Raw genomic sequence first — 21,619 nt, forward strand, 5'->3', positions numbered from 1 at the left:
CACGCACAGGGCTCAGAGACCGGCTACCTCCGAACGGAGGCATCGGCCATGTCAAACCGGACAAGTTCACGCACTGCGTGAGAGCGCGGACATGGACTACGGCAGCGGAATCTCCAGGCTCACCGTGCCGCGCAGGTCCAGCCACGCGCGGCCGGGCGCGCGCACCAGCCGCAGCACGACCTCCTCGCAGTGCGGGCAGCGCGCCACGAGACCGGGCGCGTTCTGGTAGACGTGCAACGTCGCCACCGAGCCCCGGTATCCGCAGCCCGCGCACTGGCCCGTCGCCACGGTCAGGTCCACCGCGAAGATCTCCCGCAGATCGCCCGCCAGCGCGTTGCCGTCGACGTGGTCGCTCATCGGTGGTCTCCTGTCAGCCGAAGCGTTCGGTGCGGACGCGGCGCGGATCGTGGCCCAGCGCCACGAGGATGTCGGACACCGTCTCCACGAAACCGGTGGGCCCGCACACGAAGCAGTTCGGAGTGAACTCGGCGGGCCATCCGTGCGTGTTCAAGGTGGCCACACCCAGCCGGCCCGGCGGCTCCGAAGACCCCTCCGGGGCCTGCCGGGTGTAGACGAGCCGCACGTCGAGCCCCGCGTCCTCACGGGCACGCTGCCGCAACTCGTCCGCGAACATCACGTCTTCCGGCGTGCGAACCGAGTACACCAGCCGGAACGGCACGCGGCTGCCCTCCGCGGCCCGTGTCCGGATCATCGCCATCAGCGGCGCGATGCCGGACCCGCCCGCCACCAGCGTCACCGGCGCCTGGTCGGTGGCCCGCCACACGAACCAGCCGCCGACCGGCCCGCGCAGCTCGATCTTGTCGCCCACCGAGAGCACGTCGCACAGGTACGGCGACACCTCGCCGTCGGTCACCCGCTGCACGGCCAGCTCGACCCGGTCGCCGTCCGGGGCCGACGAGACGGAGTAGCTGCGCTGCACCGAATAGCCGTCCTCGGCGGTGAGCCGCACGTCGATGTGCTGCCCCGGCAGGTGTCCCGGCCAGCCGGGCACGTCGAAGACCAGGGTGCGCGCGCTCTTGGTGAGGTCGGCGGCGTCGGCCAGTTCGGCCACCCGCCAGGTCAGTCGCCCTGATACCGCTGCTCGCGCCATGGGTCTCCGTAGTCGTGGTAGCCGGCGGTTTCCCAGAAGCCGGGTTCGTCCTCGAGCAGCAGCCGGATGCCGCGGACCCACTTGGCCGACTTCCAGAAGTACAGGTGCGGCACCAGCAACCGCGCCGGCCCGCCGTGCTCCGGCGTGAGGTCATCGTCGTCGTAGCGGTAGGCGATCCACGCCTGGCCGTCGAGCAGGTCCTCCAGCGGCAGGTTGGTCGTGTAGCCGCCGTAGGAGTGCACGAGCGCGAAGTCCGCCGCCGTCTCCACGTCCTCCAGCAGCACGTCCAGGGACACGCCCTTCCACCGGGTGTGCAGCTTGGACCACTTGGTGACGCAGTGGATGTCCGTCGTGATCTTCTCCGCGGGCAGCTCGATCAGCTGTTGCCACGACCAGGTGTGCTTCTGCCCGATCTCGGTGCTGACGGTGAACTCCCACCGGTCGGTCGGCACGCGCGGCGTCGGGCCCGCGGTGAGCACCGGGAAGTCCTCGGTGAGGTACTGCCCCGGTGGCAGCTGCACGTCCGGCGACTGGCGCCGGCCGGTGAAGCCGGGTGAGACGATCGGCATGGGTGCAGTACACAGCACCGGCCGCGAACGCGCCACGCCGGTCTGTACCGTGCGCGCGTGGAGATCACCGACAATCGCTCGTTCCCCGCCGCACTGGACGCGTTGAGCGGCATCGACTTCCCCTGGGACTACGACGAGAAGACCGACACCCCGGCGCCGTACAACATCGACTACGAGCCGTACGTCGAGTTCGACTCCCCCGAGGAGACGAACGAGTGGATCTGGGCCTGGACCGGCAACAAGGAGCTGAACGGCGATGCGTTCCGGGTGTTCGGGAAGGACGGCACCGGCGGCCTGGCCGCGCTCTGGCTGGTGCGCCCCGGACGGCCGCTGACCGAGCAGCCGGTCGTGTTCTTCGGCTCCGAGGGCGAGACCGGGGTCGTGGCGACGAGCCTGGACGAGTTCCTGTGGCTGCTCGCCGGTGGCGTCGGCCCGCAGGAAGCCGTCGAGTTCGGGTCCGACAGCGGGGTGCCGCACGAGAAACTCCGCGCCGTGGCCGAGAAGTACTCCGCTGTCGGACCGCGCACGCCCGCAGAGGTGCTGGCCGCCGCCCGTGCCGAGTTCCCCGGCTTCGAGGAGACCGTCCAGTCCTGGTGCCGTTGACGCACAGGCCCGCCGGATTTCCACCTGGGCGCGCATAAAGTGCTTTTACCGCAACGGTTACGTCGGTCTACGGCCGGATGATCGTACTGTGGCGCTGTGCATCCACACAGGCCGCAACCGCGCCGCTACCCCGGCGTCGTCGTGTCGAGCACGTTCGAGGATCTCGAGGAGCACCGCGCCGCGCTGATGCGGGCGATCGAGGGACAGCACCTGCACCCGGTGGCGATGGAGCAGGACGCGGCGTTGCCCGCCGGCACGGTCGTCGAGGCGTCGCTGAGCAAGGTGCGGCACGCGGCCGCCTACGTCGGGGTGATCAGCCACCGGTACGGCCAGGTGCCGGAGTGCCATGAGAATCCGGACCGGCTCTCGCTCACCGAGCTGGAGTTCCGCGAGGCTCGCAGGCTGGGCCTGCCGATCCTGGTCTTCATCATGGGGCCGGCCCATCCAGTGGTCGCCGGCGCGGTGGAGGTCGATCCCGACAAGCGACGGAAGCTGGAGGCGTTCCGGGAGGAGGCCAAACGCGCGTCCGCGGGTGGTTCGGTCCACCGCGTGTACAGGGTGTTCAACGACCTGGCCGACTTCTCGGCGGCCGCCACGCAGTCGGTCGCCGAGCTGCGCTGGCACCTCACGTCGGCTCCCGCACAGGACGTCGACCTCGACGTTCCTGCTCCGCCCGCGCTCTACGCCCACCCGAGCTACATCGGGTCGCACACGTTCGTCGGCAGGCAGGCCCAGCTCGCGACGCTGAACGACTGGGCGGACGCGGCCGACCAGCATCCCGTGCTGCTCTTCGAGTCGATCGGCGGTGCCGGGAAGAGCATGCTCTCGTGGCAGTGGATCACGCGCCACGCTCCCGCCGTGCGCGGCGACTGGGCCGGCCGGTTCTGGTACTCGTTCTACGAGAAGGGCGCGGTGATGGACGACTTCTGCCGCCGCGCCCTCGCGTACACGACGATGCGCCCGGTCGGCGAGTTCGCGATGAAGGGGTCGGCCGAGGTCGCGGAGCTGCTCGTGCGGCAGCTCAAGCGCCACCCGTGGCTCTTCGTCCTCGACGGACTCGAACGGGTTCTCGCCGCCTACCACCACTACGACGCGTCGCAGCTGCTCGACGACCGCGCGGGTGAGTCGGACGACATCACCGACCGCGATCCGTGCGGTGCGATCCGCGTCGAGGACGAGGACCTCCTGCGGCAGCTCGCGGGTGCCGAGCCGTCGAAGATCCTCATCACCTCGCGCCTCGTGCCGTCCGTGCTGCTCAACACGTCGAACCACCCCATTCCCGGCGTGCTGCACGAACGCCTGCCCGGGCTGCGGCCCGCCGACGCCGAGGCCCTGCTGCGCAGCTGCAACGTCGCCGGCGATTCCGCGGCCATACGCGCGTATCTGAAGCGGCACTGCGACTGCCACCCGCTGGTGACCGGGGTCGTGGCCGGCCTGGTCAACGGCTACCTCCCGGCACGCGGCGACTTCGACGCCTGGGCCGCCGACCCTCACCACGGCGGCCATCTCAAACTCTCCGAGCTCGACCTCGTGGGGAAGCGCAACCACATCCTGCGCGCGGCACTCGCGGCGCTGCCGGAACCGAGCTGGCAGCTGCTCAACACGCTGGCGCTGCTCTCGGAGACCGTCGACTACGAGACGCTCAGCGCGTTCAACCCGCACCTGCCGCTCGACCGGCCGGCCGAACCGGAGGAGCAGGCGGCGGCCCTGCACAAGCTCAGCGCGACCGTGCACGACCTCGAGCACCGCGGGCTGTTGCAGTACGACCGGCGAACCCAGCGCTACGACATCCACCCCGTGGTGCGCGGTGTCACGGCCGGTGGGCTGCTCAAGGAGGACGTGCACCGCATCGGGCAGCGCATGGTCGACCACTTCTCCGCGCGGTGGGAGAACCCGCACGTCGAGCCCGAGAGCGTGGAGGACCTGCGCCACGGGATGACCCTCGTGCGCACGCTCGTCCAGCTGGGCCGCATCCACGAGGCGGGCCTGCGGTACACCGAGCTGGGCGGTGCGCTGGTGCACAAGCTCGAAGCGTTTCCGGAGGTTCTCTCGCTCCTGCAACCGTTTTTCACGCACGGCTGGTCGGCACCGCATCGCGACCTCATCACCGAACAGGCCGCGTCGCTCGCGACCGATGCGGCGTGCGCGTTGACGAGGGTGGGCGAGCTGGAGCGCGCCCTCGCGCTGCACGGTCTCGCGTTGACCAAGAACATCGACAGCGGCAACTCGGTGCGTGCCGTGGTGAACCTCGCGAACGCGGCGACCACGCTCGACGGGTTGAACCGGTTGGCGCGGGCCGACCGGGTGGTGCGCCTCGCGCTGGAGCTGGCCGAGCTTTATCCGAACGGCAGGGCGTTGTTCGTGGCGCGCCTCACGACGTTCGAACGCCTTGTCGACGCGGGACAGGAGGCGGAGGCCGAGAAGATCTGGGCGTCGCTCGACTTCCTGCACAGCTGGGACTACGCCGCGCGCCGCAGCGGACAGGCGGAGATCGTGAACGCGTACTTCAAGCTGCGCACCGGCCGGCTGTCCGACTCGGAGCTCACGTCGATCGAGGACCACGCGCGAGCGACGAACAGCAAAGCGTTGCAGCGCAAGGTGCACAGGCTGAGAGGGAACCTGTTCCTGCAGCTGGAGGACTGGGGCGCGGCCGCGCACGAGCTCGGCGAGGCGATGCGGATGGCGCGCACGTCCGACATCCACGACACCGACACCGCCACCAAGCTCGTGCTCGCCAGGCTCCACTCAGGACAGTCGTCGAACGCCGCCGCGGAGGCCGCACGCCTCTCCTCCGGCGACCGACCGGCGCACGCACCGCTCGCCCTGCTGTGGCGGGCACTCGGCGAGTACGAGAAGGCTCTCGCGCAGGCGGAACTGGCGTACCGGAGGGCCTGGGCCGATGGCGAGCCGCACGTCCGTCGTTACGACCTGCGGGAAGCTTCCTTGCTGCTGCACGATCTCGGTGCGGCTCAACCACGACTCGCGCCGTACGACCCGGCGAGCGATCCTCCGCTGCCGTGGGAGGTGAAGGTTCTCAAGGAGGTCAGGAACCGGCGCGACGCCAGGAGATCAACCTAGGAACCCGCGCCGACGAACCCGTTTCGGCTCGCGGGTGAACTGCGATGGGTGACGGTGAGCGTCCGCGTAGTCACGTCATGCCACTGTTAGGCCGAAAGAGCAGGGCCGAAAGGCCCGTCAAAGTAACGCCCGATCGGCGTAGCGTCGGCTGGTCTTGCGTCGACCACGCACGCCACGGAGGAACGCGATGAAGCGGTCCACGACACTCCTGTCCGCATTGGCCCTCGTCCTCGGCGGCGTGGCGGCGTCACCCGCCGCGGCCGCTCCCACGGCCGACCCGCTCGACGTCTACGTCGCCGACGTGACACCTCAGCAGGCGGCTGACCTGTCCAGACAAGGCTTCGACGTCACCGGCACCCGGACGTCCGGCGACAAGGTCGAGGTCGACCTCGTGCTCACCGGCGGCCAGCAGGCGGAACTGGCCAGGCGCGGTGTCGACGCGAAGGTGAAGAAGAACAAGGACGGCAAGAGCGCACGGCAGCTCGCCGCCGAACAGGCCGCCGCCGGGTACACGGTGTGGCGGTCCTACGACCAACCTGGCGGGATCCGCGACCAGCTGTACGCGTTGGCCCGCGACAACCAGAACCTCGTGAAGCTCGAGGTGCTCGGGAAGACCGGGCAGGGCCGCGAGATCATCGCGCTGAAGGTGACGCAGGGCGCCGTCGGTCTGCGCGACGGCAGCAGGCCCGCGGTGTTGTACTCGTCGACGCAGCACGCGCGTGAGTGGATCAGCACCGAGGTCAACCGCAGGCTGCTGAACCACGTCGTCAACCGGTTCAAGGCGGGCGACAAGGAGATCAAGGACCTGCTGAAGGCGACCGAGCTGTGGTTCGTGCTCGTCGCCAACCCGGACGGCTACCAGTACACGTTCGACGTGGAACGCCTGTGGCGCAAGAACCTCCGCGACAACGACGGCAACGGGCAGATCACCGTCGGTGACGGCGTCGACCCGAACCGCAACTTCGACGAGCACTTCAACTACGACAACGAAGGCTCGTCGAGCGCGACCGCCAGCGAGACCTACCGCGGGCCCAACGCGGTCTCCGAGCCCGAGACCAAGGCGATGCAGGGACTGCTCGACCGGATCAAGCCGAAGTTCCAGTCCAACATGCACTCCTACGGCCCGTTCATCCTCTACCCGCAGGGCTGGCAGACCGGCACGCCCGAGGCCGACAACCCGATCTACACCGCACTCGCCGGCACCGACGCCAACCCCGCGATCCCCGGCTTCGACCCCGGCATCAGCTCCGACGAGCTGTACGTGACCAACGGCGAGACCACCGACTACGCCGACAGCCACAACGGCACCGTGGCGTTCACGCCGGAGCTCGGCGAGGGCTGCGACGGCTGCGGCTTCGTCTTCCCCGACGACGAGGCGCTCGTCGAGGCCGAGTTCCAGAGGGCGCTGCCGTTCTCGCTGTCGCTCGCGAAGTCCGCGCCCGACCCTGCCAACCCGAAGTCTGCCGTCGGCATCGGCGTCCAGCCGTTCTACCTGGACCAGGCCGAGGCCGACCAGGAGAACGGCCCACTGTCCATGTTGGACTTCACGTTCACCGAGTCGTACGGCGACCCGCAGGAAGTCCGCGTGCTGGCGAAGAAGTCGCTCGGCGCGGTGACCGCCAAGTGGCAGGTCGGCAACGGCCCGGTGCACAGCGCGCCGACGACCGAGTGGACCGGCGGCGAGCGCTACAGCGCGGGCAACGCGAACTACTACCACGTCGTGCGTGGCACGGTGACCGGCACGAACCCCGGTGACGACGTCAAGGTGTGGTTCGAGGGCGGCGGTCAGACCAGCGGCTCGTTCACCTACCACGCCGTCTCCGAGAGCGGCGGCAAGGTGCTCGTCCTCGCCGCCGAGGACTACACCGGCGCCTCGCCCGTACAGGGCGTCACGGCACCGAAGTACCTGTCGTACTACACCGACGCACTCAACGCCAACGGCGTCAGCCACGACGTGTACGACGTGGACGCGCATGGCCGCAAGGCACCTGACGCGCTCGGCGTGCTGAGCCACTACCAGGCCGTCATCTGGTACACCGGCGACGACCTCGTGACGCGCGAGGCGGGCTGGGGCCCCGGCAACGCCTCGAGCCTGGCGCAGACGGAGCTCTTCGAGATCCGCGATTACCTCAACGAGGGCGGAAAGGTGCTCTACACCGGCAAGAACGCCGGGCACCAGTACACCGGCGCCAGCGGGATCGGCAACCAGTTCTACGACCCGTTCGAGAACAAGCAGTGCAGCAGCCTGCCGGACAGGGACACGCGGTGCCGCCTCCTGCGCGGTTCCGGCAACGGCGTGAACGACGTCATCGAGTACTGGTTCGGCGCCGCGATCATCAACGGCGGCGCGGGTCAGGACGAGAACCACAACCCGTTCCCCGTCAAGGGTGTCGCGGATCCCTACACGGGCCTCACGTGGGGCCTCAACGGAGCGGACAGCGCACAGAACCAGACCAACACCGCGTCGTTCCTGACGACGAGTGGCCTGCTGCCGGTGAACCAGTACCCGCAGTTCGCCAGTACGGTCGCAGCCGCCTGGGACCGCCCCGGTGGCCCGTTCGCGCCGCATACCGGTACCTACTACATGTACTCGCAGATCAGTGACGTGTCGTACAAGCGACTGACCCGGACGATCACCGTTCCCGCCGGTGGCGCCCAGATGTCGTTCTACACCTCGTACGACACCGAACTCGCGTGGGACCACGTGTTCGTCGAGGCCCGCACGGCCGGCGGCACCAACTGGACGACGCTGCCCGACCTGAACGGGCACACCTCCACCGCCACCGGCGAGAGCTGCCCGGCGGGCTGGCGTGATCTGCATCCGCACCTCGACCACTACCAGACGATCAACGCCGACGGCACCTGTTCACCGACCGGTTCCACCGGTACCTGGAACGCGGCGTCCGGCAACTCCGGCGGCTGGCAGCAGTGGAACGTCGACCTGTCCGCCTACGCGGGCAGCCAGGTCGAGGTCTCCATCGCCTACGCGAGCGACTGGGCATCTCAGGGTCTTGGCACGTTCGTCGACGACATCACCGTCACGACCGGCGAAGGCACCACGTCATTCGAGTCCGGTTTGGACGGTTGGGTCGTCACCGGCCCGCCCGCGGGCAGCGCGCCGAACCCGAACAACTTCACCCGCACCACCGCCGCCGGGTTCCCGGAGGGTGCCGTGGTGAGTACGGCCGACACCCTGTACTTCGGGTTCGGCTTCGAGGGCATCACGAGCGCCGCGGTCCGCAACGCCGTGATGTCCAGGTCGATGAAGTACCTGCTGGGCAACTGACTCTGCCCGGCGGGAAGCGGGCGGCGTGGTCTCCTGACCACGCCGCCCGCTTTCGCGGCGCGGTGAGCGAGCACACAGATCACCTGGAAACACAGGGGATGCCGGGGCCGTTGTAGAGAACGATCGGTGCGGTTCGTGTCCCCTGGGTCCCACCCAAATCGCCTTCGCGGAAGACCGTTCGGCTCGTACCGCGTCGAGCCCACCGCCGAGAGGCGACCACCGCGCCTACCCTCCTCAGTTTTCCTTGCAAAACAACAACTTCACGGTGACCGACCACACAGACCGGCCGGAAACACCCGAGACTCCCCCACCGTTGTAGAGAGCGTCGGTGCGGTACAGGTCCCCTGGGCCTCACCCCGACTGCCTTCGCGGAAGACCGTTCGGCTGGTACCGCGTCGAGCCCCTCGCCGAGAGGCGACCGCCGCACCGACCATCACGACCCGCCCCAGGCCACTGTCACACCCCCCAGCGGTGGCCTGCGGGCTTCCCAAGCACCAGACTTGCCCTCAGACCGTCACGTTCTCCCCCGATGACGGCCTGGGGGCATCCCTTTCCCCGCCATTCCCACAGGCCCCAAGCCACGGTCTGAAACGTCGCGTCACCGCGCCTTTCCTTGCAACACCACGGCTTCACCGCAGTGAGCGACCACACAGGTAAGCCGGAAACACCAGGCGTCCAGACCCCGTTGAACACAGTGGTCGGTGCGGTTCGTGTCCCCCGGGCCTCACCCAATTGCCTTCGCGGAACACCGGAAACCCGGTACCGCGTCGAGCCCCTCGCCGAGAGGCGACCGCCACACCGGCCACCAGACTCGCCCTCAGGCCGTCACCTGTCCCCCGACGGCGGCCTGAGGGCGTTCTCGCTCACCGGGTCAGGCGACGCCCGCCTCGATCAGCAGCGGCCAGATGTCGGACTGGTCGACCACCTCGACGCCGAGCTTCTCCGCCTTCGTCAGCTTGCTCGCGCCCACGCCGGCGCCCGTGATGAGCATGTCGGTGGTCGCCGACACCGAGGAGGCGGTGGTGGCGCCCGCGCGTTCGCACATCTTCTGGAACGTCGGGCGGGTCACCTTCTCGCCCGAGCGCGGGTCGCTGATCGAGCCGGTGATGACGACGGTCTTGCCTTCCAGCGGTGCGCCCGCCACGACCTCGGGCGGCAGGTCCTCCTCGCGGACGTCCAGGGAGACGCCGCGCTCGCGGAGACGTTCGATCTCCGGGCGCAGGCGAGCCAGGTGCTGGGTCAGGGACTCGGCCACCTTCTGGCCGATGTCCTCCACGGCCACCAGCTTCTCGACGCCCGCGTCGGCCACCTCCTCCAGTGATCTGAAACCTGCCCGGCAGAGGCGCGCGGCGGTGCCTTCCGAGGCCATCGGGATGGACAGGCCGATGAGGGCGCGGCGCAGGCCCACGGAGCGGCTGCGGTCGATCGACTCGATCATGCGGGTCGCTGAGACCTCGCCGACGCGGTCGAACTCCAGGAGCCGTTCCTTGGTGAGCGTGTAGAAGTCGGACGGGTTCACCAGGTCGCCGGTGTCGGCGAGGCGTTCGATCCACACCTGGCCGATGGCGTCGATGTCGGCTCCGGCGCGGGACGACCAGTGGATCAGGCGGCGGACGGTCTGGGCCGGGCAGGCGGCGTTGGTGCAGAACAGCTCGCGGCTGTTGCCCTGTTCGGTCAGCGGCTGGGCGCAGGACGGGCAGTCCGACGGCGGGACGATCTCGCGTTCGGCGCCGGTGCGCTTGGAGGCGTCGAGCACTCCCGCCACGAACGGGATCACGTCGCCCGCGCGGCGGACCAGGACCGTGTCGCCGATCTTGATGCCTCGCGAGCGGATGACCTCCTGGTTCGCCAGGGTCGCGCGGGTGACCGTGGTGCCGCCGACGAAGACCGGCTCCAGCCAGGCGACCGGAGCGATCTTCCCGGTCTTGCCCACGTCCCAGACGACATCGGTCAGGATCGTCGTCTTCTCCTCGGCGGCGAACTTGTAGGCGATCGCGCCGCGCGGGGAGCTGGAGCGGGTGCCCGCGGCGGCGTAGGCGTCGCGGTTGGCCAGGCGCAGGACGGCGCCGTCGAGGTCGTAGTCGAGGTCGTTGCGCTGCTGCTCGATCGCGCCGATCTGCTCCTGCGCCTCGGCGGCGGTCGAGCAGTGCCGCATCTCGGCGACGCTGAAGCCGAGCTTGCGCAGACCCGCGTCGAGGTCGGAGTCGGCGCTCTCGGGTTCGGTGGTCAAGTCGAACGCGAAGAACTGCATGCGGCGGCCCTCGACGGCCTTCGGGTCCTTCGCGCGCAGAGTGCCCGCAGCCGCGTTACGCGGGTTGATCAACGGCTTGTCGGGGTGCTTCTGGTTGTAGGCGTTGAAGGTCGAGCGCAGCATCACGCACTCGCCGCGCACCTCGACGCGCCCCGGCGCGTCCACCTTGTCCGGCACGCCGTCGCACAACGCGCGCGTCAGGAACGTGACGTCGTCGCCCGTCGTGCCGTCGCCGCGGGTGACCGCGCGCACTAGCCGTCCGTTCTCGTAGACGAGTGCCAGCGACAGGCCGTCGAGCTTCGGCATGACGACCACGGGCTGGCCGGGGAAACGGGCGAAGAACGCCTCGACCTGCTCCGGCTTGTTCGCCTTCTCGAGCGACAGCATCGGGCGCGAGTGCCGCACCGGCGCATGCAGCACCGACGGCGCGCCCACGTGGTCGAGCGGGTTGTCCTCCGGCGTCAGCTCCGGGTGCTCCGCGATCAACGCGCGCAGCTCGTCCTCCACCGCGTCGTACTCCGCGTCGGCCACCAGCGGCGCGCCCTGGTAGTACGCGTCGCGCAGCTCCACGATCCGCGCGGCGAGCTCCTGAATCCGGTCCCCAGCACTCATGGGACGGACGGTACCCGGCGGCACCGACAATTCCGGTCAACCAGGAAAAACCGCTGGTCAAGCCGCTAGTCCCGCGGCCCTCGCAGCGTCAGCACCACCCGCAGTACGTGCTCCACGGCGGCCGGGAACACGGCCCCGCGCAGCTCGTCGCGGTGCGCGAGCGTCTGCCCCGCGAACTCGACCATGCGCTGCGGCCCCACCCGGCGGACCACCAGCGCCGCGACCTCCTCCAGGTCGAGGCCGGGGTTGTCGAGGCGGGTCAGCGCGAACTCGACCAACAGCTCCTCGTCGGTCATCGGCACCTCCTCCCGACATGCGCTGGACCGGCGATCGGCGCCACCGCACGCTGTGCTCATGAAGTTCCTGCGGCCAGACGCCCACACCTGGACGTGCCCGCCCGCGCCCACCGGCGTGCGGGACTTCCACGCGCGGTTTCCCGGCTACGCGCCCACGCCACTGACGGAACTCCCGGCCCTCGCGACCGAACTCCGCGTCGGCCGGTTGTTCGTCAAGGACGAATCCTCCCGGCTCGGCCTGCCCGCATTCAAGGCTCTCGGCGCGTCGTGGGCCGTGCACCGCGTCCTGCAGGGAAGAACCGGACAGATCACCCTCACCTCCGCGACCGATGGCAACCACGGCCGCGCCGTCGCGCGCATGGCGCGCCTTTTCCACCAGCGCGCACACATCTTCGTGCCGCACAACGTCCCCCAGCACGCCATCGAAGCCATCAAGGCCGAACAGGCCGAGGTCACGATCGTCGACGGCACGTACGACGACGCGGTCAACACGGCCGCCAGGGCCGACGGCGTCCTCGTCCAGGACATGGGCCGGCCCGGCTACGAGGAGATCCCGGCCTGGATCGTCGAGGGCTACAGCACCCTGTGCGCCGAGATCGACGAGCAACTCACCGAAGAACCCGATCTCGTCGTGATCCCCGTCGGCGTCGGCTCGTTCGCCCAGGCCGTGATCACCCATTACCGCGGCCGCGACTCGCGCACGAGACTCCTGGCCGTCGAACCGGAGAACGCCGCCTGCGTCCTGGAAAGCCTCCAAGCCGGCGCACTCACGACCATCCCCACGGGCGACACGATCATGACCGGCCTCAACTGCGGCACACCGTCGGCCACCGCCTGGCCGTTCCTGCACCACGGCCTGGACGCCGCCGTCGCCATCTCCGACTCCGACTGCGCCCGAGCCGTCCGCGACCTGCATGCCCTGAACGTCTACTCAGGACCGTGCGGCGCCGCACCCCTCGCCGGGCTCCGCGCCGTCCGCGACGACCTGGGCGACCTCGGCACGGTCGTCCTCATCAGCACCGAAGGTCTCACGACCTCAGCGCCTGCTTGAACTCCGGGCACTCCACCAGCGGTTCGTGGGTGCACGTCGTGGCGTGCTCCAGGCTGTGCCGCATGCGCTGCAACCGGGCGATGTCCTCGTCCAGCTCGGCGACCTTCTCGGCCATCCTGGCGCGCAACGCGTCGTCCCCCGGCGTCGCCACCAGGAACCGGCTGATCTCCGCGATCGAGAACCCGGCCCGGCGCGCGCAGTTGATCAGCTCCAGCCGGTGCAGCACCTCGGGTTCGTACGTGCGGCGCAGTCCGTTGCGACCGCTCGACGAGAGCAGCCCCTTCTTCTCGTAGAACCGCAGAGCCGACGGCGCCAGCCCCGTCCTCTCGGCCACTTCGGCGATGTCCAACACCCGGCCGAGGCTAATCGCGATCTTGACATTCCTCGAACAAATCCCGAACCAGCCCCGGTTCCGGCTCCGGCAACGTACCGCCCCGAACGTTTCCTTGAGAGGGGCAGAGCATGGAACTGAGACGGGTGTTATTCGGCCTGACGACCGCGACGGCGCTGCTGCTGGGCGCCGTCCCGGCGTCGGCGGCGGCACAGCCACGTCTCTCGGTGTCGGGCGCGAACGTCGTCGACCCGGCCGGAAACCCGATCGTGCTGCGGGGCTACAACTGGGGGCACTGGGGCACCGTCCAGACGCAGGACCCAGGCGACCACGTGGCGGCGGGCGCCAACTCGGTGCGGATCCCGTTGCGCTGGTGGGGCGAGTGGAAGGACGACGTGGACAGTCGCGACCCCGATCCCGCCAACCCCAGCCACATCAAGGCCGGCCACCTGGCGCTGCTCGACCAGACGATCGAGCAGGCCAGTGCCAAGCACCTGTGGATCACGCTGTTCGTCGACTCGAACTACGGCCAGGGCGCTGGCGGAACGCCCGACAACTTCTGGACCGACCCCGTGATGAAGCAGCAGTTCAAGGAGGTCTGGCAGTTCCTCGTGCGGCGCTACAAGGCCACGCCGTACATGGGCGCCTTCGAGATCCTGCCCGAGCCCAAGCCCATCGGTCAGAGCGACGACCAGGTACGCGCGTTCTACGACGAGATGATCGGCGTCATCCGCGGGATCGACCGCCGCACACCGGTCGTGGTGGGGCCCAACGACAACTACAGCTGCAGCCACCTGGAGGGCGCCTTCACCACGGCCGACCCGAAGGTCATCTACACCTGCAACTACTTCATCTTCGACAAGCCGCTCAACCGCATCAAGCCCATCACCGACTTCCGCACCGCCCACAACGTGCCGGTCTGGATCAACCAGGTCGGTGTCGAGAGCGGTGCGGACGACGCGAAGCTGAAGGCCCGCACCGTGTTGCAGGCCTTCGAGGACAACGGGATCGGCTGGGCCTGGTGGACCTACCGGCTCAACGGCACCAACCCGGACACCCACGGCATCTACTACCGCGACCCGGCCGATCCCGATGGCTGGATCGTCAAGCAGGCGTGGCTGGAGCTGGTGAACGGCTACCTCGCCGCATGACAGGTTCCTCCACGTAACGCCGGCTGAGCGCCGCCGCCACGATCGTGAGCACCGCCGCGATCGGCCCGGCGGCGGCGACGACCGGGTGCTCGTCGAGGAGGTGCTCGCGGGCAGGGAGATCGACGTCGCCGTGCTCGATGACCCGGACTCCGGGCGCAGGACCGGGCCGCCGCTGGAGATCCAGGTGCCAGGCCCGGTCGAGCTCGACGGCATCGGCCGACGGGTGGAGCTCACGCAGATCGCCGGTATACCGCTCGATGATCGCGTTCTGGTCGGCGATGCTGCGATGCCCCTCGATCACCCGCAGGTCCACACCGGACGGCAGCGCGTCGCGGGCGTCGACCAGCCGCAGCGCGAGCCCCTGCCTGACCAGCACGTCAGGCGCGAAGACGAGTGGTGCCAACGGATCGCCGTTCTCCAGGACGCGAACGGCGCGCAAGACCGGATCGGCCAGCAGGATGGTCATGCGGCCAACCTAGGAACGCGCGACCACGCCGGACTCCTCCTCAAGGTCGACCCCGGACGCCGAACGGACGGTTGGCCGGGCCGGACATCAGCCGTTCGACCGAGGGCTTGACCTCAACCACGGTTCAAGTCGCACCCTCGTCCCCATGAAGATCCACCACCTCAACTGCGGTTCCGTACGCCAGATCGACCCCACCTACGAAGGTCTGCCGAGCGCACCGGCCGTCAACCACTGCCTGCTGGTCGAAACCGACCGAAATGGACTCGTCCTCGTCGAGACAGGACTCGGCCTGGACGACGTCCGCGACCCCGGCGGCAGCCTCAGCGCCGACTGGGTGGACATGACCCAGCCGGCGTTGCAGGAGCACGAAACGGCCATCCGCCAGGTCGAACGCCTGGGTTTCACACCGGCCGACGTCCGGCACGTCCTCCTCACGCACCTCGACGTCGACCACTGCGGCGGCCTGCCGGACTTCCCGCACGCCGCGGTCCACGTCCTGGAGGCCGAACTCCGCGCGGCCGTGGCGCAAGCCCCGAGCCGGCGTTACCGCCCGGCCCACTGGGCCCACGGTCCACACTGGCGCACCTACGAGTCCACAGGCGACCCGTGGTTCGGCTTCACCGCGATCCAGCCGTCCGGTCTCCCGGAGGAGATCAAGCTCGTCCCGATGGGCGGCCACACCGCGGGACACACCGGAATCGCCGTGCACGACGGCACCAGGTGGCTCCTGCACTGCGGGGATGCCTACTACTACCACCGAGAACTGGACGAAAACCCCGAAACACACCCCTTGATGGACATCGTGCAGACCACCTCCGAGGTCGACCACGACCAGAGGATCGACACCCAGGTCCGGCTGAGGACCCTCGCGCGCGACCACTCCGACGAGGTCACGCTCTTCAGCGCCCACGACCCGTGGGAATTCGGCAGACTGGCTTCGTGACCGCAACGAGGAAGTGCTGACGTGCACGCCGCCGGCCTGGTGCTGCACCCGCAACGGGACTCCGCCGCGGCCGTCGAGGCGGTCCTCGGCTGGGCGGCCAACCGCGGTGTCGAGATCCTCGGCATCGCGGACGAGATCCAGCGCCTGCGCTGCGAGGCCACCCCGGTCTCCCCGGAGGAGCTGGGCCGCCGCGCCGACCTGGTCGTGAGCCTCGGCGGCGACGGCACGATGTTGCGAGCCATGCGCCTGGCCGACGGCGAACGCGCCCCGGTCCTGGGCGTCAACCTGGGCAAACTCGGTTTCCTGGCCGAGGTCGACGTCCCGGACCTGCCCGCCGCGCTGTCCGCCATCGACGCCCACGCCTTCACCGTCGAACCCCGCCTGGCCGTCGACGCGGTCTTCAACGGCGGCAGGGTCACGGCGTTCAACGACATCGCCGTCGTCCGCATCCCCGGCGAGGGCAGTGCGCGGGTGGCGGTGCGCGTGGCGGGCCAGCCGTTCGTCAGCTACGCGGCGGACGCGGTCATCGTCGCCACCCCGACCGGCTCCACGGCATACAGCTTCTCCGCGGGCGGGCCGATCACCAGCCCGTCCGTGGAGGCGCTGCTCGTGACCCCGGCCGCCCCGCACTCCGCCTACAGCCGCGGGGTGGTGCTGTCGGTGCGCGACGACGTCGACCTCGACCTGCTGCCGTCCAGCGGACGGCTCGCGGTCGAGGTGGACGGGATGGTCGCCGGGTACGTGAAGCCGGGCGAGCGGGTGTCCTTGCAGGCACGTCCCGGTGCCGCACGCGTGGTCCGGCTCGGGATGACGACGTTCTACCAGCGGGCACGGCGCAAGCTGCGGCTGACGGACTCGGCGGAGCTCGGATGAGGCTGCGCGAGTGGACGGTCGACGACGCCGCCTGGTACGCGGAAGCCACCAGGGATCCCGAGGTCCAGCGCTACACCACCGATCCGCCGACGATCACCGCGGACCAGGTGGCCGCGGCGATCGCGGGCCTGCGGGACAACCCGGCCACCGCGGCGTTCTGCATCGAGGACGCCGGTGAGCGCTGTGGCAACGTGGCCGTGGACTTCGAGAACGGAATCGGGCACGTGTCCTATCTGGTCGCGGCGCACGCACGCGGACGAGGCCTGGCTTCCCAGGCGCTCAAGGAGTTCGTGGACTGGATCTTCGCGAACCACGCGGTCGACGAGCTGCGGCTGTGGACTCATCGCGACAACACCGGCTCGCGCAAGGTCGCGGAACGCGCCGGGTTCGTCCGCGACCCGGGACGTGACCAGGACCGCGAGATCAAGGGAACGATCTGGCCGACCATGTCCTACCAACTCCCTCGATAACGCCGCCGCCTCCACCTAGGCTCGTGCCGCGCTCGGCGAGCGCCGAGCGGACTATGGGGGTTTGCGAGATGTCAGAGTTGAACAGACGCGGCATGTTCGCGTTAGGCGCGGGCATCGCCGCGCTGGGCGCCACCGGCGTCGCGTCCGCCGACAGCGACCACGAGGCGGACCTGCCCGGATTCCGGCACAACCACGCCCAGGTCAACGGTGTGCGCCTGCACTACGTGACGGGCGGCAGGGGCGAGCCGCTCGTGCTGCTACCGGGCTGGCCACAGACGTGGTGGGAGTACCACAAGATCATGCCCGCCCTCGCCACGAAGTTCCGGGTCATCGCGGTGGACCTGAGGGGCATGGGCGGGTCGGAGAAGCCGCAGGGCGGCTACGACAAGAAGACGATGGCCGCCGACATCCACGAGCTCGTCAAGAAGCTCGGGTACGGCAAGGTGAACATCGCCGGGCACGACATCGGCAGCCAGGTCGCGTTCAGCTTCGCGGCCAACTTCCCCGGCGCCACGCGCAAGGTGGCGTTGCTGGACGTGCTGCACCCCGACGAGGGCTACTACCACATCCCGCTGCTGCCGCCGCCCGGCCAGTTCAGCCTGTGGTGGTTCGCGTTCAACCAGGTGCAGACGCTGCCGGAGCAGTTGCTCGCCGGGCGGTTCCGGTACCTGATCGACTGGCTGTTCGCGAACACCGCGCTCAACCCGGACGGCCTCGACGAGCGGTCCAGGGAGATCTACGCGCGGGCGTACAACTCGCCGGACGCCATCCGTGCGAGCAACGGCTGGTACAAGGCGTTCCACCAGGACATCGCCGACGGCAAGACGTACGCCAAGCTGACGCCGCCGGTGCTGGGACTCGCGTCGATCCTGTCCTACGAGCAGATGGTGGCCGCACTGCCGAACGTCGCGGTCGACTCCAAGGTCGTGGCGGTCGAGGGCGCCGGACACTGGCTCGCGGAGGAGCAGCCCGACGCCGTCGCCCGTTCCCTCACGGAGTTTTTCGGCTGAGCCGGGGAATGAACGCCGCGACCGCGCACGCCAGCAGCGCGGTCGCGGCACCCAGGCCCATGATCAGGCGGAAGCTGAACGGGATCGTCACCTGCGTCAGCACGACACCGGCCACAGCGCTGGAGATCGACGTGCCGATCGCGCGCATCAAGGTGTTGAGGCTGTTGGCTGCCGCGGTTTCCGACGCCGGCACAGCACCCATGATCAGGGCGGGCATCGCGCCGTACGCCAGGCCGATCCCGGCGCCGATCACCGCCGACACCACGACGAGCTGCCACACCGCGGACATCAGGAAAACCCCTGTGCCGTAACCAGAAGCGACCACGACGGTGCCCAGCATCAACGTGGCGCGGGGGCCGCGCGCGTTCGAGATCCGCGCGGACACCGGTGCTATCGCCATCATCACCAGTCCGGACGGCACCAGCACGAGACCGGTGACGAGCAACGACTGGCCGAGCCCGTGCCCGGTCGACGTCGGCAGCTGCAGAATCTGCGGCAGCACCAACGACTGCGCGAACATCGAGAACGCGAACACCGCCGACGCGATGTTGGTCAGCAGCACCTGACGACGGGCCGTGGTGCGCAGATCGACGAGCGACTGCGACGACCGCAGCTCCCACCAGCCCCACACCAGCAACACGACCGCCGCCGCGACGAACAACCCCGTGATGGCACCGGCACTCCACGCGGACGCCTTCGAAACGCCGAGCAGCAGGCACACCAGCGCGACCGAAAGCCCGGCGGCGCCGAGGAGGTCGAACCGGCCGCCGCTGCGGACCGCGGACTCCGGCACGAAGACCAGCACCGCGGCGAGCACGATCACCCCGGCCGCCGCCGACGTCCAGAACAGCAGGTGCCAGTCGCTCCGCTCGGCCAGGAACGCCGCCGCGGGCAGGCCCAGCGCTCCCCCGACGCCCAGCGAGGCGCTCATCAGCGCGGTCGCCGACGCCAGCCGCTCGACCGGCAGCTCGTCGCGCATGATGCTGATGCCGAGCGGGATCACGCCGACCGCGAGGCCCTGCACGACCCGTCCGGCGATCATCGGCAGCAGCGAGTGGCTGAGCGCGGCGATCACCGAGCCGAGGATCAGCATGACCAGGCTGACCAGCAGCATGCGGCGCTTGCCGTACATGTCGCCGAGCCGCCCGACCACGGGGGTCGCGACCGCGCCGGCGAGCAGCGTCGAGGTGACCACCCACGCCGTGTCGCCGGGCGACGAGCCCAGGAGCTGCGGAAACCGCGGCAGGAGCGGAATCACCAGCGTCTGCATCAGCGACACCACGATGCCGCCCATCGCGAGCACGGCCACGACCACGTTGGGGCGCGTCACCGGACGCGTTTCGTCGAGGAGCACGCCACCACTCTAAGTCAATCACTTGACTTAATCCATCCGGGTCGACATGGTGAAGAGGAGACGCCTCCCACCACGAAGGAACCTCCCGAATGTCCGAAGTAGACGAACTGCCGCGTTTCCCGTTCCCCGCCGACGCGGCCCTCGAACCGCCGGCCGAGTGGGCGCAGCTGCGGTCGAAATGCCCGGTGGCACACGTGAAACTGGCCAGCGGTGACGTGGCCGCGCTGCTCACCCGCCACGAGGACGTCAAGAACGTCCTGTCCGACCCGCGGTTCACCAGGCCGACTCGCGGCGACGACGCCGCGCGCATCGCGGACAGCGAGGAAGGCGGCATCTTCAACAGCGACATGGCCGAGGTCATCCCGCAGCACGGCGAGGCGCACCTGACGTGGCGGCGCGGCATCGGCAAGTGGTTCACCGCCAAGCGGATGAACGCGCTGCGGCCGGGCATCGCGGCGATGGCCGAGCAGCTCATCGACGAGATGGTCGCCAAGGGCGCGCCCGCGGACCTCAAGGCGAGCCTCGGTTTTCCGCTGCCGGTATGGGTCATCTGCGACATGCTGGGCGTCCCCGACGCCGACCGCGACCAGTTCTCGCACTGGTCGGACACGATGCTGAGCATGACCCGCTACAGCGCGGAGGAGATGAAGGCCGCCGAGCAGGAGTTCGGGCGGTACATGGCCGCGCACATCGCCGCCAAGCGCGAACAGCCGGGCGACGACCTGCTCAGCGCGTTGGCCACGGACCCGGAGCCGATGTCCGACCGGACGCTCATCGCCACCGGCATCGGGTTGCTGATCGCGGGCCACGAGACGACCGCGAACATGATCACGAAGATGGTCGCGATGCTGCTGTCCGAGCGCAGCCGCTGGGAGCAGCTGCTCGCCGACCCGTCGCTGGTGCGCACCGCCGTCGAGGAGGCGCTGCGGCTCGACGCCAATGCAGGCGTCGGCATGGCCCGCTACCTCACCGAGGAGATCGAGATCGGCGGGGTCGTCCTGCCTGCGGGCACCACCGCGATGTGCAGCATGGCCGCGGCAAACCGCGACGAGGACGTGTTCGACCGAGCGTCCGAAATGGACTTGAGCCGCAGCCCCAACCAGCACCTGGCGTTCGGTGCCGGCGCCCACGCGTGCCTCGGTCAGCCGCTTGCCCGCACCGAGCTGCAGGTGGTGCTCGAGGTGCTGCTGCGCAGGCTCCCGTCGCTCGACCTGGCGGTCGAAGTGGAAGATCTACGTCGAGTCGAGGGGCTCGTCGTGGGCGGGCTCGTGGAACTACCGGTGCGATGGTGAAGTGATGAACAAGGTCGACGACAACCCGTCACGGGCGGAGCGGGCGCACGCCACGCGTGAGCTGATCCTGACCGCGGCCGAACGCCTGTTCGCCGAGCACGGGGTGCTGGCTGTCTCGAACCGGCAGGTCAGCGAGGCCGCCGGGCAGGGCAACAACACGGCCGTCGGCTACCACTTCGGCACCAAGGCCGACCTCGTGCGGGCCATCGCCCGCAAGCACCTCGCGCAGATCGAGGAGCGCAGGCAGCAGGTGCTCGCCGAGATCGGCGACAGCACGGACGTGCGCGACTGGCTGTCCTGCCTGGTACGGCCGGTCACGGACCACCTGGCGGAGGTGGGCAGCCCGACCTGGTTCGCCCGGTTCGGCGCGCAGGTCATGACCGATCCGATGCTGCGGCCGATCATCGTCGGGGAGACGCAGTCGTCGCCGTCGATGGTGCGGGTCCTGGCGGGGCTCGAGCTCTGCCTCCAGCACCTCCCTGACGACGTGCGGGCCGAACGGTTCGACATGTCCAGGCAGCTGCTCGTGCACATGATCGCCGAACGCGAGCGCGCGCTCGCCGACAACACCCCGACCCCGCGAGCCGGCTGGCGCGACGCCGCGACCGGCCTCGTCGACGCCCTCGTCGGTCTCTGGCTCGCGCCGGTCACCACCGACTCATGAGAAGGCTTGACCGTGAAGATCACTGTTGACCAGGACAAGTGCTGCGGCGCCGGAACGTGCGTGCTGCTCGCGCCGGACGTGTTCGACCAGCGCGACGAGGACGGCATCGTGGTGCTGCTCGACGCCGAACCGCCCGCCGAACTGCACTCGCTCGTGCAGGAGGCGGCTAGCGTCTGCCCGGCCGCCGCGATCTCGGTGTCGTCGTGAC

General features: G+C 69.5%; 20 protein-coding genes. 12 read left to right on the forward strand and 8 right to left on the reverse strand.

Going from position 1 to position 21,619, the window contains the following annotated elements; all coding sequences use genetic code 11:
* Positions 1–96 precede the first annotated feature (96 nt).
* Genes JOD27_RS43965 through JOD27_RS43975 form a run of 3 tightly spaced genes read right to left on the reverse strand, consistent with a single transcriptional unit; the run spans position 97 to position 1,680 of the window.
* Positions 97–357 carry a DUF6510 family protein gene (locus JOD27_RS43965; protein WP_204768346.1) on the reverse strand — a complete coding sequence of 87 codons (261 nt, stop codon included), beginning with the start codon at positions 355–357 and terminating at the stop codon, positions 97–99.
* Positions 358–370: 13 nt separating this feature from the next.
* On the reverse strand, positions 371–1,111 hold the full coding sequence (locus tag JOD27_RS43970; protein ID WP_204768347.1) for a ferredoxin reductase: 741 nt from the start codon (positions 1,109–1,111) through the stop codon (positions 371–373).
* Positions 1,081–1,680: a sulfite oxidase-like oxidoreductase gene (locus JOD27_RS43975; protein ID WP_204768348.1), complete on the reverse strand. Its 600-nt coding sequence runs from the start codon at positions 1,678–1,680 to the stop codon at positions 1,081–1,083. Before JOD27_RS43975 ends, JOD27_RS43970 begins: the two co-directional genes overlap by 31 nt.
* Before the next feature lie 57 nt (positions 1,681–1,737).
* On the opposite strand from JOD27_RS43975, the gene JOD27_RS43980 reads away from it, so the two are divergent.
* The 3 genes from JOD27_RS43980 to JOD27_RS43990 all read left to right on the forward strand — a co-directional run bounded on the left by JOD27_RS43980 (position 1,738) and on the right by JOD27_RS43990 (position 8,647).
* Positions 1,738–2,283 (forward strand): SMI1/KNR4 family protein, encoded by a 546-nt coding sequence (locus JOD27_RS43980; RefSeq protein ID WP_204768349.1) that lies wholly within the window; start codon positions 1,738–1,740, stop codon positions 2,281–2,283.
* 96 nt (positions 2,284–2,379) lie between these two features.
* Entirely contained in the window at positions 2,380–5,361 is a 2,982-nt protein-coding gene (locus tag JOD27_RS43985; protein WP_204768350.1) for a DUF4062 domain-containing protein, read from the forward strand.
* A 187-nt stretch (positions 5,362–5,548) separates the two neighbouring features.
* The gene (locus tag JOD27_RS43990) at positions 5,549–8,647 is read left to right on the forward strand and encodes a M14 family metallopeptidase (RefSeq protein WP_204768351.1); all 3,099 of its coding nucleotides are present in this window, start codon (positions 5,549–5,551) and stop codon (positions 8,645–8,647) included.
* An 871-nt stretch (positions 8,648–9,518) separates the two neighbouring features.
* On the opposite strand, the gene ligA is transcribed toward JOD27_RS43990, so the two are convergent.
* Together ligA and JOD27_RS44000 are read right to left on the reverse strand one after the other, a co-directional pair.
* Entirely contained in the window at positions 9,519–11,510 is a 1,992-nt protein-coding gene (ligA, locus tag JOD27_RS43995; protein ID WP_204768352.1) for an NAD-dependent DNA ligase LigA, read from the reverse strand.
* Between the two features lie 65 nt (positions 11,511–11,575).
* Positions 11,576–11,806, reverse strand: a complete 231-nt coding sequence (locus JOD27_RS44000) for a hypothetical protein (RefSeq protein ID WP_204768353.1) — start codon at positions 11,804–11,806, stop codon at positions 11,576–11,578.
* Positions 11,807–11,864: 58 nt separating this feature from the next.
* On the opposite strand from JOD27_RS44000, the gene JOD27_RS44005 reads away from it, so the two are divergent.
* Positions 11,865–12,857 carry a pyridoxal-phosphate dependent enzyme gene (locus JOD27_RS44005; RefSeq protein ID WP_239571722.1) on the forward strand — a complete coding sequence of 331 codons (993 nt, stop codon included), beginning with the start codon at positions 11,865–11,867 and terminating at the stop codon, positions 12,855–12,857.
* Here JOD27_RS44005 and JOD27_RS44010 read toward each other — a convergent pair.
* A complete protein-coding gene (locus JOD27_RS44010; RefSeq protein ID WP_204768354.1) occupies positions 12,835–13,209 on the reverse strand; it encodes a MerR family transcriptional regulator in 375 nt (124 codons plus the stop codon). The two genes, JOD27_RS44005 and JOD27_RS44010, sit on opposite strands and share 23 nt — an antisense overlap.
* Positions 13,210–13,319: 110 nt before the next feature.
* Here JOD27_RS44010 and JOD27_RS44015 point away from each other — a divergent pair, with 110 nt between their 5' ends.
* Positions 13,320–14,339 carry a glycoside hydrolase family 5 protein gene (locus JOD27_RS44015; protein WP_204768355.1) on the forward strand — a complete coding sequence of 340 codons (1,020 nt, stop codon included), beginning with the start codon at positions 13,320–13,322 and terminating at the stop codon, positions 14,337–14,339.
* Here the strand turns inward: JOD27_RS44015 and JOD27_RS44020 are convergent.
* A complete protein-coding gene (locus tag JOD27_RS44020; RefSeq protein WP_204768356.1) occupies positions 14,293–14,805 on the reverse strand; it encodes a M15 family metallopeptidase domain-containing protein in 513 nt (170 codons plus the stop codon). The genes JOD27_RS44015 and JOD27_RS44020 overlap by 47 nt on opposite strands.
* A 145-nt stretch (positions 14,806–14,950) precedes the next feature.
* On the opposite strand from JOD27_RS44020, the gene JOD27_RS44025 reads away from it, so the two are divergent.
* The 4 genes from JOD27_RS44025 (at position 14,951) to JOD27_RS44040 (ending at position 18,101) form a co-directional block, all read left to right on the forward strand.
* A complete protein-coding gene (locus tag JOD27_RS44025; RefSeq protein WP_204768357.1) occupies positions 14,951–15,748 on the forward strand; it encodes an MBL fold metallo-hydrolase in 798 nt (265 codons plus the stop codon).
* Between the two features lie 21 nt (positions 15,749–15,769).
* Positions 15,770–16,621, forward strand: a complete 852-nt coding sequence (locus tag JOD27_RS44030) for an NAD(+)/NADH kinase (protein ID WP_204768358.1) — start codon at positions 15,770–15,772, stop codon at positions 16,619–16,621.
* A complete protein-coding gene (locus tag JOD27_RS44035; protein ID WP_204768359.1) occupies positions 16,618–17,091 on the forward strand; it encodes a GNAT family N-acetyltransferase in 474 nt (157 codons plus the stop codon). Before JOD27_RS44030 ends, JOD27_RS44035 begins: the two co-directional genes overlap by 4 nt.
* 68 nt (positions 17,092–17,159) lie before the next feature.
* Positions 17,160–18,101, forward strand: coding sequence for an alpha/beta fold hydrolase (locus tag JOD27_RS44040; protein WP_239571724.1), 942 nt, complete (start codon positions 17,160–17,162; stop codon positions 18,099–18,101).
* Here the strand turns inward: JOD27_RS44040 and JOD27_RS44045 are convergent.
* Complete coding sequence (locus tag JOD27_RS44045; RefSeq protein ID WP_204768376.1) at positions 18,082–19,395, reverse strand: MFS transporter; 1,314 nt, start codon at positions 19,393–19,395, stop codon at positions 18,082–18,084. The two genes, JOD27_RS44040 and JOD27_RS44045, sit on opposite strands and share 20 nt — an antisense overlap.
* Positions 19,396–19,544: 149 nt before the next feature.
* Here JOD27_RS44045 and JOD27_RS44050 point away from each other — a divergent pair, with 149 nt between their 5' ends.
* The 3 genes from JOD27_RS44050 to JOD27_RS44060 are packed head-to-tail and all read left to right on the forward strand — an operon-like array spanning position 19,545 to position 21,618.
* A complete protein-coding gene (locus JOD27_RS44050) occupies positions 19,545–20,747 on the forward strand; it encodes a cytochrome P450 (protein WP_204768361.1) in 1,203 nt (400 codons plus the stop codon).
* A gap of 4 nt (positions 20,748–20,751) precedes the next feature.
* Positions 20,752–21,411, forward strand: a complete 660-nt coding sequence (locus JOD27_RS44055; protein ID WP_204768362.1) for a TetR/AcrR family transcriptional regulator — start codon at positions 20,752–20,754, stop codon at positions 21,409–21,411.
* Between the two features lie 12 nt (positions 21,412–21,423).
* A complete protein-coding gene (locus JOD27_RS44060) occupies positions 21,424–21,618 on the forward strand; it encodes a ferredoxin (protein ID WP_204768363.1) in 195 nt (64 codons plus the stop codon).
* Position 21,619: the final 1 nt, after the last annotated feature.

The organism is Lentzea nigeriaca, assembly GCF_016907955.1.
Lineage (GTDB): Bacteria > Actinomycetota > Actinomycetes > Mycobacteriales > Pseudonocardiaceae > Lentzea > Lentzea nigeriaca.

What these genes read in the sequence shown, in the direction of transcription:
- JOD27_RS43965 (WP_204768346.1), bottom strand. Translation starts at nt 357, where the DNA reads ATGAGCGACCACGTCGACGGCAACGCGCTGGCGGGCGATCTGCGGGAG.
- JOD27_RS43970 (WP_204768347.1), bottom strand. Translation starts at nt 1,111, where the DNA reads ATGGCGCGAGCAGCGGTATCAGGGCGACTGACCTGGCGGGTGGCCGAA.
- JOD27_RS43975 (WP_204768348.1), bottom strand. Translation starts at nt 1,680, where the DNA reads ATGCCGATCGTCTCACCCGGCTTCACCGGCCGGCGCCAGTCGCCGGAC.
- JOD27_RS43990 (WP_204768351.1), top strand. Translation starts at nt 5,549, where the DNA reads ATGAAGCGGTCCACGACACTCCTGTCCGCATTGGCCCTCGTCCTCGGC.
- ligA (WP_204768352.1), bottom strand. Translation starts at nt 11,510, where the DNA reads ATGAGTGCTGGGGACCGGATTCAGGAGCTCGCCGCGCGGATCGTGGAG.
- JOD27_RS44000 (WP_204768353.1), bottom strand. Translation starts at nt 11,806, where the DNA reads ATGACCGACGAGGAGCTGTTGGTCGAGTTCGCGCTGACCCGCCTCGAC.
- JOD27_RS44005 (WP_239571722.1), top strand. Translation starts at nt 11,865, where the DNA reads ATGAAGTTCCTGCGGCCAGACGCCCACACCTGGACGTGCCCGCCCGCG.
- JOD27_RS44015 (WP_204768355.1), top strand. Translation starts at nt 13,320, where the DNA reads ATGGAACTGAGACGGGTGTTATTCGGCCTGACGACCGCGACGGCGCTG.
- JOD27_RS44020 (WP_204768356.1), bottom strand. Translation starts at nt 14,805, where the DNA reads ATGACCATCCTGCTGGCCGATCCGGTCTTGCGCGCCGTTCGCGTCCTG.
- JOD27_RS44025 (WP_204768357.1), top strand. Translation starts at nt 14,951, where the DNA reads ATGAAGATCCACCACCTCAACTGCGGTTCCGTACGCCAGATCGACCCC.
- JOD27_RS44035 (WP_204768359.1), top strand. Translation starts at nt 16,618, where the DNA reads ATGAGGCTGCGCGAGTGGACGGTCGACGACGCCGCCTGGTACGCGGAA.
- JOD27_RS44040 (WP_239571724.1), top strand. Translation starts at nt 17,160, where the DNA reads ATGTCAGAGTTGAACAGACGCGGCATGTTCGCGTTAGGCGCGGGCATC.
- JOD27_RS44045 (WP_204768376.1), bottom strand. Translation starts at nt 19,395, where the DNA reads ATGGGCGGCATCGTGGTGTCGCTGATGCAGACGCTGGTGATTCCGCTC.
- JOD27_RS44050 (WP_204768361.1), top strand. Translation starts at nt 19,545, where the DNA reads ATGTCCGAAGTAGACGAACTGCCGCGTTTCCCGTTCCCCGCCGACGCG.
- JOD27_RS44055 (WP_204768362.1), top strand. Translation starts at nt 20,752, where the DNA reads ATGAACAAGGTCGACGACAACCCGTCACGGGCGGAGCGGGCGCACGCC.